Origin of the sequence: Affinundibacterium danionis (genome assembly GCF_042432465.1) — a bacterium.
Taxonomy (GTDB): domain Bacteria; phylum Pseudomonadota; class Gammaproteobacteria; order Burkholderiales; family Burkholderiaceae_D; genus Undibacterium; species Undibacterium danionis.
This window is the reverse complement of the sequence record NZ_JBHLXJ010000009.1, coordinates 325,774-339,763: the sequence shown is the minus strand read 5'-3', so window position 1 is coordinate 339,763 and position 13,990 is coordinate 325,774. Positions and strand designations below refer to the sequence as shown.

The 13,990-nt window shown below is 44.6% G+C and carries 15 protein-coding genes; 5 read left to right on the top strand and 10 right to left on the bottom strand.

Features of this window, described 5'->3' with window-relative positions:
* Positions 1-129 precede the first annotated feature (129 nt).
* Entirely contained in the window at positions 130-1,170 is a 1,041-nt protein-coding gene (locus ACFFJH_RS09720) for an IS481 family transposase (protein ID WP_390211982.1), read from the top strand.
* A gap of 58 nt (positions 1,171-1,228) precedes the next feature.
* On the opposite strand, the gene ACFFJH_RS09715 is transcribed toward ACFFJH_RS09720, so the two are convergent.
* From ACFFJH_RS09715 to ACFFJH_RS09700, 4 genes are all read right to left on the bottom strand, one after another.
* Positions 1,229-1,810: a hypothetical protein gene (locus ACFFJH_RS09715; RefSeq protein ID WP_390211980.1), complete on the bottom strand. Its 582-nt coding sequence runs from the start codon at positions 1,808-1,810 to the stop codon at positions 1,229-1,231.
* A gap of 279 nt (positions 1,811-2,089) precedes the next feature.
* Positions 2,090-4,192, bottom strand: a complete 2,103-nt coding sequence (locus ACFFJH_RS09710; RefSeq protein WP_390211978.1) for an AAA family ATPase — start codon at positions 4,190-4,192, stop codon at positions 2,090-2,092.
* 126 nt (positions 4,193-4,318) lie between these two features.
* Positions 4,319-4,696 carry a type II toxin-antitoxin system VapC family toxin gene (locus ACFFJH_RS09705; RefSeq protein ID WP_390211976.1) on the bottom strand — a complete coding sequence of 126 codons (378 nt, stop codon included), beginning with the start codon at positions 4,694-4,696 and terminating at the stop codon, positions 4,319-4,321.
* Entirely contained in the window at positions 4,696-4,932 is a 237-nt protein-coding gene (locus ACFFJH_RS09700; protein WP_390211974.1) for a type II toxin-antitoxin system Phd/YefM family antitoxin, read from the bottom strand. Before ACFFJH_RS09700 ends, ACFFJH_RS09705 begins: the two co-directional genes overlap by 1 nt.
* Positions 4,933-5,388: 456 nt before the next feature.
* Here ACFFJH_RS09700 and ACFFJH_RS09695 point away from each other — a divergent pair, with 456 nt between their 5' ends.
* Entirely contained in the window at positions 5,389-5,775 is a 387-nt protein-coding gene (locus tag ACFFJH_RS09695) for a VOC family protein (protein WP_390211972.1), read from the top strand.
* A gap of 3 nt (positions 5,776-5,778) precedes the next feature.
* Here ACFFJH_RS09695 and ACFFJH_RS09690 read toward each other — a convergent pair whose 3' ends face one another.
* The 5 genes from ACFFJH_RS09690 to ACFFJH_RS09670 form a co-directional block, all read right to left on the bottom strand.
* Entirely contained in the window at positions 5,779-6,306 is a 528-nt protein-coding gene (locus ACFFJH_RS09690) for a helix-turn-helix domain-containing protein (RefSeq protein WP_390211970.1), read from the bottom strand.
* Between the two features lie 199 nt (positions 6,307-6,505).
* Positions 6,506-7,159, bottom strand: a complete 654-nt coding sequence (locus ACFFJH_RS09685; RefSeq protein ID WP_390211969.1) for a glutathione S-transferase family protein — start codon at positions 7,157-7,159, stop codon at positions 6,506-6,508.
* An 85-nt stretch (positions 7,160-7,244) separates the two neighbouring features.
* Entirely contained in the window at positions 7,245-7,517 is a 273-nt protein-coding gene (locus tag ACFFJH_RS09680; RefSeq protein ID WP_390211968.1) for a hypothetical protein, read from the bottom strand.
* Between the two features lie 505 nt (positions 7,518-8,022).
* Entirely contained in the window at positions 8,023-8,550 is a 528-nt protein-coding gene (locus tag ACFFJH_RS09675; RefSeq protein WP_390211967.1) for a hypothetical protein, read from the bottom strand.
* 650 nt (positions 8,551-9,200) lie between these two features.
* Positions 9,201-9,875 carry a tetratricopeptide repeat protein gene (locus ACFFJH_RS09670; protein WP_390211965.1) on the bottom strand — a complete coding sequence of 225 codons (675 nt, stop codon included), beginning with the start codon at positions 9,873-9,875 and terminating at the stop codon, positions 9,201-9,203.
* A 273-nt stretch (positions 9,876-10,148) separates the two neighbouring features.
* Here ACFFJH_RS09670 and ACFFJH_RS09665 point away from each other — a divergent pair, with 273 nt between their 5' ends.
* Positions 10,149-10,685: a DUF2058 domain-containing protein gene (locus tag ACFFJH_RS09665; RefSeq protein WP_390211964.1), complete on the top strand. Its 537-nt coding sequence runs from the start codon at positions 10,149-10,151 to the stop codon at positions 10,683-10,685.
* 224 nt (positions 10,686-10,909) lie between these two features.
* Here ACFFJH_RS09665 and ACFFJH_RS09660 read toward each other — a convergent pair whose 3' ends face one another.
* Positions 10,910-11,989 carry a potassium channel family protein gene (locus ACFFJH_RS09660; protein WP_390211962.1) on the bottom strand — a complete coding sequence of 360 codons (1,080 nt, stop codon included), beginning with the start codon at positions 11,987-11,989 and terminating at the stop codon, positions 10,910-10,912.
* Between the two features lie 401 nt (positions 11,990-12,390).
* On the opposite strand from ACFFJH_RS09660, the gene ACFFJH_RS09655 reads away from it, so the two are divergent.
* Positions 12,391-12,786 (top strand): ArsR/SmtB family transcription factor, encoded by a 396-nt coding sequence (locus ACFFJH_RS09655; RefSeq protein WP_390211961.1) that lies wholly within the window; start codon positions 12,391-12,393, stop codon positions 12,784-12,786.
* The gene (locus tag ACFFJH_RS09650; protein WP_390211960.1) at positions 12,734-13,735 is read left to right on the top strand and encodes an SRPBCC family protein; all 1,002 of its coding nucleotides are present in this window, start codon (positions 12,734-12,736) and stop codon (positions 13,733-13,735) included. The genes ACFFJH_RS09655 and ACFFJH_RS09650 overlap by 53 nt, the downstream gene beginning before the upstream one ends.
* Positions 13,736-13,990 lie beyond the last annotated feature (255 nt).

The window sequence follows — 13,990 nt, the reverse complement described above, 5'->3', positions numbered from 1 at the left end:
GGATTAAAGGTTGCGATATATTCAATTGTATTAGTTCAGACTTGATCTGACACATCGACTTGAAAAGATGAGAGTTACCGGTTTAGATATGGGTGTCGAATCCTACTAAACCAAAGAAAGGTAACTCTCATGCTACATACTAACAACCCTATCATTAAACATAAAGCTGGTTTACTCAATTTAGCTGAAGAATTGAGCAATGTGTCCCGAGCATGCAAAGTCATGGGTGTTTCACGCGACACTTTTTATCGTTATCAAGAATTAGCAAACGAAGGTGGCGTTGAAGCATTGATTGATAAAAGTCGACGCTCCCCGAATCTAAAGAATCGTGTAGACCCCACAATTGAAGACGCCGTTAAGAGCTATGCGATCGACTATCCTGCGCACGGACAGCACAGGACGAGTAACGAATTAAGAAAGCTTGGCGTATTCGTTTCAGGCAGTGGTGTACGGTCGATCTGGTTGCGGCACGATCTGGAAAATTTTAAGAAGCGACTCAAGGCGCTGGAAGCCAAAGTAGCAAGCGAAGGGATCCTCCTAAACGATGCACAGGTTGCAGCATTGGAAAAGAAGAAGGATGACGATGAAGCCTGCGGTGAAATTGAGACGGCGCATCCTGGCTATCTAGGCTCTCAAGATACTTTCTATGTGGGCAACCTCAAGGGCGTCGGTCGTATCTACCAACAAACTTATGTTGATACGTATAGCAAAGTCGCGCATTGTAAGCTCTACACCACTAAAACCCCGATCACCGCGGCTGACTTACTTAACGATAAAGTGCTACCGTTCTATGAAGCCAATGAGCTTTCTGTACTGCGTGTCTTAAAGGATCGAGGTACGGAATTCTGCGGTAAAGTTGAACAACATGATTACCAGCTTTATTTAGCAATCAACGATATCGATCACAGCAAAACGAAAGCGATGTCGCCACAAACTAATGGTATTTGCGAACGATTCCACAGAACTATTCTGCAAGAATTCTACCAAGTGACGTTCCGTAAAAAGATTTATACGGCGCTCGATGAACTACAAAAAGATCTGGACGCTTGGCTCATTTACTATAACAATGAACGAACTCATCAAGGCAAAATGTGCTGCGGCAGAACGCCAATGGATACTTTGCTTGACGGGAAAGCGATTTGGGTTGAAAAGAATTTGACTCAAATCTAATCTGACAGACACCCTACAAAAACTGGTAACTGTCAGATCGGGTCTGAGCTAGTACAATTCAATCGGATTTAAGAAGAAGTTCTCGACTACTATTTGTCATACTCAAAAACGCTCTAGGACAACGCAATTGTGCTGCACGAAATTCTTCAGCGCAAAAATCTGCATTGCTTGGCTTTGATACGGAATAGGCCGAATCCACAAGGCTCGTGACCGGACCCAATGCTCTAGCTTTTTGAAGCTCAGTGATTGCACCTATCTGATCATGATTGTCTTGCAGTGCACAGGCTCTAATTCCTTTTTGTTGAATATTACGAATTGATGCATCCATAACAGGGCATGAGAATTCCATTTGTACAAATGCAGTAAGAGCAGACGCGTGAGCCTCAGTACGCCTTATATCAAATGCACGATGTTCGAAGAAGACTGCAAACAATCCGAGAACTCCTGCAAGACCAGCAAGCGATTGTATCAACAGCGAATTTTGGCTCTCGTCGATTCCGAGCAGAAAAATAAGACCAACCGTTGGTCCTAGTATTAAAGCGGAAATGGCGCTAAGCCAATGCCCTTGAAATGCCTGAAAACCTGCTACAACGAGGCCAAGCAAGACGCAAATTAAAGCAATACCAAATTTGACTTTCATAAGACCTTACTTATGTATACGATGCTCTCATCCGAGCTGTCGTGGGTTAACATCAGTCCTAATACATTTATCAACAAACAATACACGGAATGAGGAAGAATCGAAGTGAATCAAGCGACTCTCAAGACCACGCAAAAAAATGAGTGAAATGTCACGCAAGATTTCGAAAGATTCGCTAGTTATACCAGCATTACATGCCAATTTCAAAATGCAAACTATTTTCGAAAGTGATGGCATAACTTGAAGCTTAAAGCGACAAAACATATGGCAAACTCTTGGTTAGTTCTGCTTCAATATTTTGTCACACTCAGCAATGATATATTCGGGGATAGTGTCGAATTTTGCCGGATCAAGCTGACAAATGAATTCATTCTCAATGTGATATGTTTCATCAATGAACTTCTTAATAACAGAGTTTCCAACCCCAAGCCCTATTAGACGAAAAACCTGAAGTTTTTCATATCCATTCGTGGAAGTGTCGTATAGCAGCTTCATGGCACTAATATCTTTAATGCGATTCACCAAGTCAGTGTACGAAAAGCCGTTCAACCGATTCGACACTTCAGCACATCCGTTTGCAAACTTCGAAGCCTCCATTTCAGGATGGTCGTCATCTAATCCTTTCGGCTCTCTCGTATCTAATGCACGTGCCCGCTTGTGGAGAACGTTCGAGAGCACTTGATAAGCGTCACCTTTGTTGTCAACGATTTCATAATGACGCCTTATGTAGATCAACTTAATGACATCATCCTTCTCAGAGCCGATGGCACTCTTACAAATCTGCGAAAAGGTCTGAACATCGTCCTTGCCAATTCCAGCTTCACATATTTGTCCTGATACCAACTTCAGGAAAGCCGCCGAAGTCTGATTGCTGAACTTTTTCTCAAGAGATCTGATTGTATCAATGATGGGTTCCACATCATGAGTCAACATCAGAACGGTTTTCCCCTTTAGACATGAATTAGTATCTCGACGGAAAAGCATTTCCAAGATGGCATACTTCTTGTTTTTATCAAACGACGAAATGGGATCATCCAAAACTATCAGGTCTGGCTTTTTGGCCAAACACTCATACATAAAGAGAACAATGGAAAATGCATTCCTTTCGCCAAAACTGAGGTGCTGGTTAGCGCCGCTAAGATGCTCTTCGTGGTCGACATGACGCAATTTTAATTGAGCTTGATCACCGTCGCCAACAATCTCAACTGCGTAGCGGTATCCGGCATATTCAAGGAAATCATTGATATCGTTCTGATGCCGCGAAATGGTTTTTTTCATTTCCGTTCGCTGTTGACCGATCTTAATCTGGAGCTGCATAGCTTGCGCGATAACTGCATCGATAGACTCATTAATCGGAGTTATAGCATCAAACATTTTGATTGACTTAAGTTCTGAGAAAAACTGCAAATCCAATTTATATGCTGGTAATTTCTCTGCGACTTTTTCACCATCTTTGAACTGAAATGCAGAAAGTGTCTTAAGCTTTTCTAGCTTTTCGGTGAAGTTGTCGATCTGATTCTTTACAGTGGCAAGAAACGCTTCGTGTTCTTTTTCAATCCCTTCCTTCAAGGTCGTGATTGCTGTCAATTTGCCTTTAGCCTCATCAGAAAAGTAATCGCCCAGTTTTTCGATTACAGAGATTATGGCAATCAAATTCTTGATGGTGTTTTTATCATATTCCTGTCCAACTTTTTTTATCTGGTCTTTTTTTTCGACTACATGCGAAGTGCAGAAAGGACAGTTTTCAGACAGGTCCGAAAAATCACACCCCTTGGTTTGCCATTCAATCCAGCTAACACTACTTTGACTCTGAATGAATGGAGCGTATGATTCCAGCCCAACAGGTACATGCTGAATTTTGTTGCCGAACGAAAACGCCTTCATGCCGGTCGATTTTTTATCCAAGCCTGTCTTACTCAACTTGAATGCATTTCCCATTTCCTTTAGTGTGGCTATTAAGGATTCCAGTTCCAGATTTCCAGAAAAAAGTTGCTTGATGTTGCCGACGAGCTCCTCTATTTCCTGTTCTTTTTGTTTGTAGGCATCGGTTCTAATGAGAATGTCGAAGCTATTACTAAGTAGTTCCTTCTTGAAAAGAAACTGGCTAACGTACTCCTCGTTAAAGCACATAATATTATTGAGCGTTTCTGCACCTTTAACTTCCGGTTGCTTGTTATCTGGATTTTCTTTCCTAAGTTTGAATGGCATAAGTCCACTTAGAAAAGCTTGATCGCCTTTTGCGCCGAGTAGAATCGCTTTCGCAATCGTGCTTTTTCCGGTTCCATTGGGTGCAAACTTGATATTCAACTTCTGCATTTCTAGCGAAATAACCGCCGAATCGAAGTTATTGCAGTTTTTAATTTCTATACTAATCGAAGTCATTCTTACTCCATCGGAAGCGAAATACGGGGGCAAACTACTACATTCCAACATTTAAACAAACACGACGTAATACTTTATTCACTTGCGGCCTTAACACTTCGCTTATGCACCCGCCGCCCTACCTTTTTAAACAATCTCCACCAATTCAGAATATCCACGCAAGATTGCATCTGCTGTCAAAAAACGAAGTGGCTCACTCATCGTTTGTGCGATCAAAATACGATCAAACGGATCTTTGTGTATCTCCGGCAGGCGCGCGACCGTCGCAGCATGGGCTGCTGTGATGGGTAACTCTTGAAAACCGCTCTTGCTGATTTCTGCGACGAGCTGATCAAGGTCCACACTCAGCTTGCCAATCGACGCCTTGATCGTGGCCTCCCAAATGCTTGCGCTGCTGACGTAGACTTCGGCTGCATCTTGAATTTGCTGGCGTGCTTTTTCAGAGAGTTTGGGGTTATCTTGTAGCCACCAAAGATAGATATGCGTATCGATGAGTAATTTCATTAATCACCCTCGAACGCCGATTGAATTTCACTAGGCAGCGGCGCGTCGAAGTCGTCCGCAATTTGCAATTTGCCCTTCAAGGCACCCGGTTGGCGAACTGTTTTTGTTGTGGTAATTGGAACTAGTCTCGCAGCGGGTGTCCCAGCGCGCGCTATCACAATTTCATCGCCTTGAGAAACTGCTTCCACTAACTTTGAAAACTGTGTTTTTGCATCGTGAATATTGATGACTTGCATGGTTTCGTTCCTTGAACCCTTAAAGTTAGTCCATATTAGTCCATGCAAATTAATAAAGCAAGTTGGGGTATAAGCAAATTCAGTAACGTACAAACAAAATAGGACAAAATATCAGAAACCAACTTTCAAGAATGACCGCCGACGCGCGCACTCCAACAATTAGGTCGGGCGACTGATAAGCGATCAAAAACGGGATCAAACCATAACATTCAAACATTACAACCATGTAGGGCGGATTGAACTCGCGCCGCCCATCCGATGAACTATTAATTGAGATGAGAAGCTTAACCAGATAAGACAACATTCAAAATTAACACCAAAACCAAACAGGTAAAAAAGGTGCCCCCATCGCTAAACCAATGCTTTGCACAGATTCTCAATGTGTCGGATTTCTTCAAGACGACTAACAATCCATATCGTATCTTTCTTGTTCATTTAACGATAAGGAGAGTTGCGATGAAGTTGGGTTACACGATTTTATATGTACACGATGTGCCGAAAGCGCTGGCGTTTTATCAAGCCGCTTTTGGTTTTCAAACTCGTTTTCTGCACGAAGGTGGAGATTGGGGAGAACTGGAAACGGGAACGACTTGCCTTTCATTTTGTTCTCACTCGCTGCTAAAGCAAATGGGTAAAACAACGCAAACACCTGATCCCACAACACCATGTTTTGAAATCGCTTTAGTGACTGACGATGTCGCAAGCGCCATGCAACACGCTTTGGCGGCAGGTGCTGTCATGATACAAGAACCAGAACAGATGCCTTGGGGACAAACGGTGGCGTATGTCGCCGATATCAATGGATTTTTGGTGGAACTATGTACGCCGATGACACCGTCATAATCGTCAATAGCCGGAGTTTGATAATGCAGCGAGCAGCGCAGGATCGTTTCTGAGTACATTAGGACTATGACCGAACCATTGTTTAAATGCACGACTCATGTGCGCTTGGTCGGCATAGCCATGATTCGCAGCTAGGGTACTTAAAGAACTCGTATGGGCAAGTTCGGCACCTGCGCGTCGTACTCGTGCCAGATTGCGCCAATAGCAGGGGGATCGATCTGTATGGCGTTGCAAATGACGTTCTAAACTTCGTTCCGATATTCCCAATAAACGAGCAGAGTCAGCGACGCTGCTTGTTTTTGCAAGCACCTCTAGCGCTTCAATCACATCTTGGTTGATGGAAGTACACTCTTCCAAATAGCTCAAAATTTTGATACTGTCATCGAGATGGCAATGCCGCACCACTCGCAATAAAGTGTCGGTAGCAAACTGGACGCCAGGTCTGCATCGAAAACCAATAAAGTAGTCCTCTGGATTACATTGCACGGCGTAAGCACTATCCGCTAAATCTGTGACGAACCATTCCCCCACACCTTGCGCGGAACCACATCATATCAAGTCTTGACAACCATCGGGAAGCACCCAAGTAAGTTCTGCTGTCCTCACTTGAACAGACCATGTTTCGAGCACCGCATTGGGAAGGTTTAAATTTGACATAGAAATTAGCATTGAGCGAACATCGTCAGAGTATCTCTGTTTCTCATGCCGCATACAAAGATTGAAGAAAATTTTACTTGTTTAATACTGCTCCTTCATACACCGCCAATTGCGCAGCGAAAGCACGCTTAAACGCAGGTCTCGCTTCAGCACGCGCGACGTATGCTGCAAGATTTTCATACTCTGCCAGCAAACCCGAACTACTTAATCGACGCAGCACCTGCACTATCATCAAGTCACCTGCAGAAAAGCTGCCATCGAGCCAATCTGCGGTGCCAAGTCTTGCAGACAGAGCACTCAATCGTTTTCTTATACTGTCTTCTAACATTGGCATGCGCTCAGCAAACCACGTTTGATTTTTCTCTGTGAAGATCGCGCTTTCGCGTTGTGTGATCACGGGCTCTATGGTCGACACCGCCGCGAACATCCAACTAATTGCTCGCGCCCTTGCATCGGCATTCTCAGGTAAAAGACCCGTGTGGTTTTGTGCGATATGAAGCACGATCGCACCGGATTCAAACAAGTACAGTTCTTCATATTCATATGTTGGAATCTGACCAAACGCTTGCAGCCCAAGATGAGCTGGCTCCTTCATTTCAGCAAAAGAAACCAGACGAACCTCGTAGGCTTGTCCGACTTCTTCAAAAGCCCAACGAACCTGCATGTCACGCGCCAATCCCCTGCCGCGATCGGGCGAAGCGGCGAATGCTGTGATAATTGGAACCATTCAACAACTCCCTGTTCGGACGGTGCAATACGGCTTTGCCTACCACACCCGTTCTGTTTAACATTCACAAAATTAAATTGTCGCGTTAATTATTTTGAGTAGGACGACCGTCCAATAATGGACCTAAGGTTTGAATCGCATCACATACATCTTCAATAATGAATTGCAAATTGCCTTCATGGTTTCCGTTTAAGTAACGAAAGGAATAGCTCGCATCCAAGTCAGAAAATTCGACGACCATATTCTGCCAAAGATAGTAATAAGCGGCAGGACAATCTTTGGGGTGATTAATTAAACGAAATAAGAGTGCATGAGTTTGAATGTTGTGAGCAACCAGCAATGGAAATCCGTCGTTCATATACATTGAAAACATTTCACATGCGTATTCCGAAACCAATCCCGCCCTTAACAAGATTTCTTTAGACTCTTCCCATTCAGAATTACACATCTGTCTTACTATCCACATATTTACACACCTCACTCTTTAGCCAATTCACATTATCGCTATGAAAGACGGATACAATCCGCGCTGCCTAACCAATGTACATAGTTGATCGACATTTGAACTGCGCGGGTTGCACCCGCCCTACCTGACTGCCGCGATCTGGCGAAGCGGCGAATGCTGTGATAATTGGAACCATACAACAACTCCCTATTCTTCAATCATTTCGACAAATAAGTGCTCGGTAAGGCTTAAGCTTTTTGTAGGGCGCCAATAGCTGCAGGCGTATTACGCGGCATAAATGTTGATCACGCCCATACTTCATTTTCTTTGAGGAGTTAGACATGTAAACAATTTTTTGTCGCTTCTCATTTGACTATCGGACGGTGTAATGCGGCTTCGCCGATTGCCTCCCTACTGACTACCTTTCTTCCCCCGCTACAGGTTGATGGTTATAACTATAAATGCGTGCGACTTTCCAAACACCGTCTTTTAGCAGCATGAGGTGCGTGAACGAAGAACGTAATATTCTCGTTTTAATTTTTCCCGATTCGGTGCTAAAGAAATCGTGGTCACCCATAATAATTGCGCCATAAATGTCGGCCCCGCGGCGCAATGGAAATACGCGCCAGGTATCTGGAACGACCACACGACGTCCCCGATCCTTGGTGTTATCCATACCAGCATTGACCTTAGACAAGGCATCGTAGCCAAGCAAGCTTCCTCCGAGATCGTGGTAAAACTCGACGTCTTGCGCAAGGTGAGCATTAAGTGAAGCCGAGGTACCGAAATTAAAATCATGCCAATAGATATCGTCAGCTTTTTTTACTTGGACTTCCCAGTCCGTATTCGTGTCTTGTGCGATCACGGGTGCTATGACCGCAAGTGTAGCGATGAAGAGAGAAGCGATGAAGAGAGAAGCGATGAAGTTTTTTAAAAAATTATGCATAAGTAACTCGGTTGAGATGAATGAAATAGTTCTGATTTTTCTACCACTGAATTCAATGACGATTTTTTAGGGCGGATGCAACCCGCGCCGTCTAGCGAATACGCAAAGCAGAAAAACTCATGGGCCACAAGGGTTGCACCCGCCTTACAAACTGTGGAAATACGCAAGTAAATTAGTGTCAGCAATATAATTCTGATACAACCAAGCAATACCGCCAAAAAAGATAAACATGAAAATTAAATATAAAACGGCCCAGAATATTCTACGCATCGAGAATGATTAATCTCTCGTTTGGAATGCGATTTCCTCAGATTTTCGTCGCAGGCCAGGTAAGCAGAAAAAAACACCGAGTTCAAACTAATGCCAATGATTTCACTTATCAAACTTCCCAGAACGAATAATGGTGGGCCAATTAATAGGAACTAGAATCCGTCGTGCCAACTCTTAGGCAGTATTTCTGCTCTAAATAAAAAAGCGACGAAAAATAAAAACCACATGAGTGCTATTACACCAATACGCTTAATAAGAATTCTATTCATAGGCTTTTTTCGTTTATAAGGCGTAGATGCTATATTCTTTTGGTGTAAGGCAATTTGTAGCACTAAGTCTATACTCGGTTGGGCACATAACGTCCGTAGATAATTAGTAGTTCACTTTGCCTGTACTGCCTGCAGCTTAGCGTCCTCAATTTCTTTCGGACTCATCTGCGACTCTGCGTAGGTGCGATAGGTCACTGCATCATCATAGTCACCTGCAAGAATAAGCCATTTCAGAGCCGCCACCCTATCGATCGCAACACCTTTTCCTTTGAAGTACATGAGGCCAAGTTGATATTGCGCGCTGGCGTCATTTTGCTGTGCCGCCTTTAAAAATAGATCACGTGCTTTATCATAGTCGCGCGAAACGCCTATCCCATTGACATATAAAACGCCTAAACTATATTGCGCGTCGGCATACCCGAGTTCTGCTGCCTTGTTGAACCAATAGACTGCCATGCCGTAATTGGGCGCGACGCCCTTGGCTTTTGCGTACATGCGGCCAAGATTGACCTGCGCTCGCACATTATTCTGCTGCGCTGCTTTTTCAAATAGCGCTTTCGCCTCGACGTAATTTTGCTCGACACCTTCACCCTTTAAATACATCAGACCAAGATTAAACTGCGCATCGGGTTTTCCTTTGTCTGCAGCTTTTTTGAATGCAGCGGCTGCTGCCGGAAAGTTTCGCTGTTCATACAAAATGACACCGTCAGAAAAGTCATCGGCTCGAGAGAGTAGGCTCAAGGTAGTAAAACTGAAAATCAGCAATGTCTGTAAGAGTAATTTCATATTTATCTTCCGCACGATGACTAGATGTTTCTGTTCAAAAAAACGTTCGATGATGAAGGGGACAAACTGTCAACCACCAACATTCAAGAATTTCCACTACCGCGCATCATTGTACATCTTTGCCCAGCGAATAAACCGCATGGATGGCGCCCGACTTGCGTGGTGACATCATCGCGAAACGCCACAGAACCCAAAACTTTGCTATCCTAACGCCCTTCAGCGGATCGGCAGACCTGTCTAAGATCGCTAGCACTTATTTCATGGAAATTTATTATGGCCTCATTGCAAGATCAACTCCTCAAAGCCGGCTTAATCAATAAAGGTAAGGCCAAGCAACTGCATCACGACAAAGTCAATCAGAAAAAAGTGGAACGTCGTACCGGAACTGAAACTGTCGATCAGGCGCGGGTCGCTGCGCTGGAAGCGCAACAAAAGAATGCGGAACGTGCGCGTGAATTGAATGCACAACGCGACGCGGCAGCGGCGCAAAAAGCGGTGTTTGCACAAATCGTACAGATGGTGCAAGCCAATCGCCAAAGCAAAGGTAATGGCGACATTACTTATTACTACACACACGGTACTAAGATCGACAAAATCTATGTGTCAGCAGAGGTACAGGGGCATCTGACCGCAGGTCGACTGGTGATTGTGTGTATCGATGGAAAAGTAGAATTAGTGCCACGCGTTGTCGCTGATAAAATCGCTGAACGCGACGAATCTTTGGTGGTGCGCGTCAAGAAAACATCTGACGAAATTGATGTGGATGATCCGTATGCTGACTACAAAATTCCGGATGATTTTACTTGGTAAATCGCTGCAGCTTGATACCGCAAAATCATAGCGCGCATATGGCTCAAACTGAGTAAGTATTTGCGCTATTGTTCAGCTGTTTTTGATCACAAATTAGGAATGTGATTCTGTAGGGCGGGTGCAACCCGCGCCGCCTCAATGTTGGCCTTGGTTAATCGACTTATGAAGCGCGCGGGTTGCACCCGCCCTGCATTTTCTGGTACCAGTGAAAGTCTTTGGCGTTCTTAAATCATATCCAACAAATGCCGTTCAATCTCAGCACGTCCTTCTGCGCTAGTCATCGCTACAATCACATCACCTGCGCGCAGTAGATATTGATCATCAGGGTTAAAGGTCCAATCGTTCCTTGCACGCACTGCGATCAAAATATAGTCTGGGCTACGCAGCCTTAGTTTGCCCATCGCAGTGGCAGGAAAATCCGATGGTGTCACGACCTCTTCAACTCGCAAATTTTTCTCAGACTTCAACATCTCATCCAAGAAACTGACCACATGTGGACGAACCATTGCCGACGCCATGCGCATGCCACCGGTGAAGTCTGGGCTAATCACTTCATCGGCACCAGCCTTACGCATTTTTTCTACATTCCGTAGTTCATGCGCGCGCGCCACAATACGTAAACGTGGATTTAATTGCTTGGCCGTGATGATGATCATCAAGTTACGTGAATCATCACCCGTGACGGCAAACAAGCCACGTGCATCGCCGATATCCGCATCAATGAGAAGATCGTCGTCAGAAGCATCACCAGCTAGATACAGCAGGTCAGGAAACTTATCTAAATATTCGTCGAAATTGTTTTGCTCAGGATCAATCGCCACGAACTGGCGTCCAGTCTTTTGCAACTCATGAGCCACATTGCGTCCGACTCGCCCAAAGCCGCAAACAATAAAATGTTGCCGCAATCTTCTAATACGTTTTTCCATTCGCCGTCTCCGCAGAGAATAATCCAAATCTTTTTCAAGAAAAAATACCGTCAAGCTAGTAAATAAAAAGGTCAGCACACCCAAGCCAGCAATACTCATCACGCCCGCAAAGACTTTGGCACCAAACGAAGTGAGCGGTACGCCTTCACCATAGCCAACTGTCGAGATCGTGATCAAGGTCATATAGATCGCATTCTCCCAACTGCTTCGGTCACTAAAAAAATAGAAACCTATCGTACCAAACACAATCAAGGTCAAAAGAATCAGGGTCGCCCATCCAATACGCGCGAGTATGCGCATGAGCTGCGCATTGTCACTCTCTGCCACTGGCTGATGATTCGACACCGATACCGGATTATTGTCTTCTGGAATTTGCATTGAAAAGGCGGATTTTTTCGTCAAACAACATTGTAACCTGCAGCAATTTTGCGTCACTGACATTTATGCTGGCAAACGCAATTTGTCGTTTTTTGAGAGCCAAATGCTTAGTTTTGGCTCAAGTTTGATTTGGATCAACTTTGAAGCTTCTTGGCCGCGTCCGTCACGGAACCACAAGCAGGTGCGAATCGAATTACTCAAATTGGCGCTCCTCTACAATTTAAATGAACAACATGAAAATGACCTGCGCTGTTTTTATATCTTTAGCCAAGGTGATAAAGGAATGTAGAGAGGAATCAAGCACATCTTTACCTAGCAAAAATCTCCTTGACGCCTCTACTAAGTCAAACTATTATTAAACCAATAGGTTAATTAACCAATTAGTTTATTATTAATGCATCATGACAGATCAACTCAGTCTCACTTTTTCTGCGCTCGCCGATCCGACTCGACGGGCTATCTTGGCACAGCTTACTCAAGGAGACGCGACGGTATCGGAATTGGCTCAGCCCTTTTTGAATGAGATGAGCCTGCCTGCGGTCACCAAACATCTGAAAGTCTTAGAAACCGCGGGGTTAATTACCAAGACGCGTGAAGCGCAAAGTCGTCCTTGCAAACTCAATGGCGAAGCCTTAAAGGTGGCGGCAGATTGGGTGGAGCAATATCGCATTTTTTGGGAACAAAGTTTTGATCGTCTTGATCTCTATCTACAAACCGTCACTGCTGAAAAGAAAGGTAAAAAGAATGTCCGCAAATCAAAAAACACCAGCACAGCTAACGCAGCCAAAAGCAAATGAGATTTACCTTGTGCGTGTATATGACGCACCTGTTGAGTTGGTGTGGGATGCTTGGATCGATCCAGCACAAGCTGCGCAATGGTGGGGGCCGCGCGGTTTTACCTTAACCACGCACAGCAAAGATTTACGCGTCGGTGGCGCTTGGCATTACACCATGCACGGCCCTGATGGTACCGATTATCCGAATATCGCGACTTACTACGAGATCGAACCATACAAAAAACTCGTATATGACCACGGCGCGACCGAGATCAGTCCACCACTATTTCGTGTAACCGTGTTATTCACCACCATCGGTAAAAAAACTCAGATGGAAATGACGATGGCTTTGGCGACAGCAGAAGCCGCTACAGAAACTCGCAAGTTCATCAAGCAAGCAGGTGGCGAGGCAACTTGGGATCGTTTTGCGGAATATCTCGCGGAACAAATAGAGCACAAAGAACGCTTTGTCATTAATCGTAGTTTTGCTGCGCCGATTGATGTCATGTACGAAATGTGGACCAAGGTAGAACATTTTTCTCGATGGCTTCCCCCGACTGGTTTTACGATGTCCTTTATTCGCGCCGACATTCGGGTTGGTGGTAGTTCGTTTTATAAGATGACGAAAGGCAGTAGCGAAAATAATATAACCATGTATGGACGTGCCGCCTATCTCGAAATGGACAAACCATATCGACTCGTTTACACACAACAATTTTGCGATGAGTACGAAAATATCGCACGTCATCCTATGGCACCGGTCTGGCCTGAGACGATGCTAACGACGGTACAGTTTACTGAAGAAGCCGAAGACAGCACTCGCGTGACTGTGACTTGGGAGCCACATGGAGCGCTTACTATAGAAGAATTACAGGCGTTTATGAAAGAACGCGCTGGCATGACGATAGGATGGACAGGCTCCTTTGATAAGTTAGAAGCACAGTTACAGGCCGTAATTCAGAACAACTGAGTCAGACGCGATGCTCGTCAATTTGCACTTTGAGGTTTCACAAAAATGACGCTTTGGCTTACTTAACCCCTTTTACCCCAGCCCTCTCTCGTTCGCGGGCTGGAGGCGTCTTTACCGCGCTTTCTCCCTAATTCTGCCTTCACCCTATCGCTCTCAAACCGCGATAGTTCGACTCAGCGACAGCTTAAAAATACCTTCCTAAAACTACGAGGCAAAAAATTTAGACCACCTACTTGTTGTAATTGGGTCTTTTAA

What these genes read in the sequence shown, in the direction of transcription:
- ACFFJH_RS09665 (WP_390211964.1), top strand. Translation starts at nt 10,149, where the DNA reads ATGGCCTCATTGCAAGATCAACTCCTCAAAGCCGGCTTAATCAATAAA.
- ACFFJH_RS09660 (WP_390211962.1), bottom strand. Translation starts at nt 11,989, where the DNA reads ATGCAAATTCCAGAAGACAATAATCCGGTATCGGTGTCGAATCATCAG.
- ACFFJH_RS09695 (WP_390211972.1), top strand. Translation starts at nt 5,389, where the DNA reads ATGAAGTTGGGTTACACGATTTTATATGTACACGATGTGCCGAAAGCG.
- ACFFJH_RS09705 (WP_390211976.1), bottom strand. Translation starts at nt 4,696, where the DNA reads ATGAAATTACTCATCGATACGCATATCTATCTTTGGTGGCTACAAGAT.
- ACFFJH_RS09650 (WP_390211960.1), top strand. Translation starts at nt 12,734, where the DNA reads ATGTCCGCAAATCAAAAAACACCAGCACAGCTAACGCAGCCAAAAGCA.
- ACFFJH_RS09710 (WP_390211978.1), bottom strand. Translation starts at nt 4,192, where the DNA reads ATGACTTCGATTAGTATAGAAATTAAAAACTGCAATAACTTCGATTCG.
- ACFFJH_RS09675 (WP_390211967.1), bottom strand. Translation starts at nt 8,550, where the DNA reads ATGCATAATTTTTTAAAAAACTTCATCGCTTCTCTCTTCATCGCTTCT.
- ACFFJH_RS09720 (WP_390211982.1), top strand. Translation starts at nt 130, where the DNA reads ATGCTACATACTAACAACCCTATCATTAAACATAAAGCTGGTTTACTC.
- ACFFJH_RS09700 (WP_390211974.1), bottom strand. Translation starts at nt 4,932, where the DNA reads ATGCAAGTCATCAATATTCACGATGCAAAAACACAGTTTTCAAAGTTA.
- ACFFJH_RS09670 (WP_390211965.1), bottom strand. Translation starts at nt 9,875, where the DNA reads ATGAAATTACTCTTACAGACATTGCTGATTTTCAGTTTTACTACCTTG.
- ACFFJH_RS09680 (WP_390211968.1), bottom strand. Translation starts at nt 7,517, where the DNA reads ATGAACGACGGATTTCCATTGCTGGTTGCTCACAACATTCAAACTCAT.
- ACFFJH_RS09715 (WP_390211980.1), bottom strand. Translation starts at nt 1,810, where the DNA reads ATGAAAGTCAAATTTGGTATTGCTTTAATTTGCGTCTTGCTTGGCCTC.
- ACFFJH_RS09655 (WP_390211961.1), top strand. Translation starts at nt 12,391, where the DNA reads ATGACAGATCAACTCAGTCTCACTTTTTCTGCGCTCGCCGATCCGACT.
- ACFFJH_RS09685 (WP_390211969.1), bottom strand. Translation starts at nt 7,159, where the DNA reads ATGGTTCCAATTATCACAGCATTCGCCGCTTCGCCCGATCGCGGCAGG.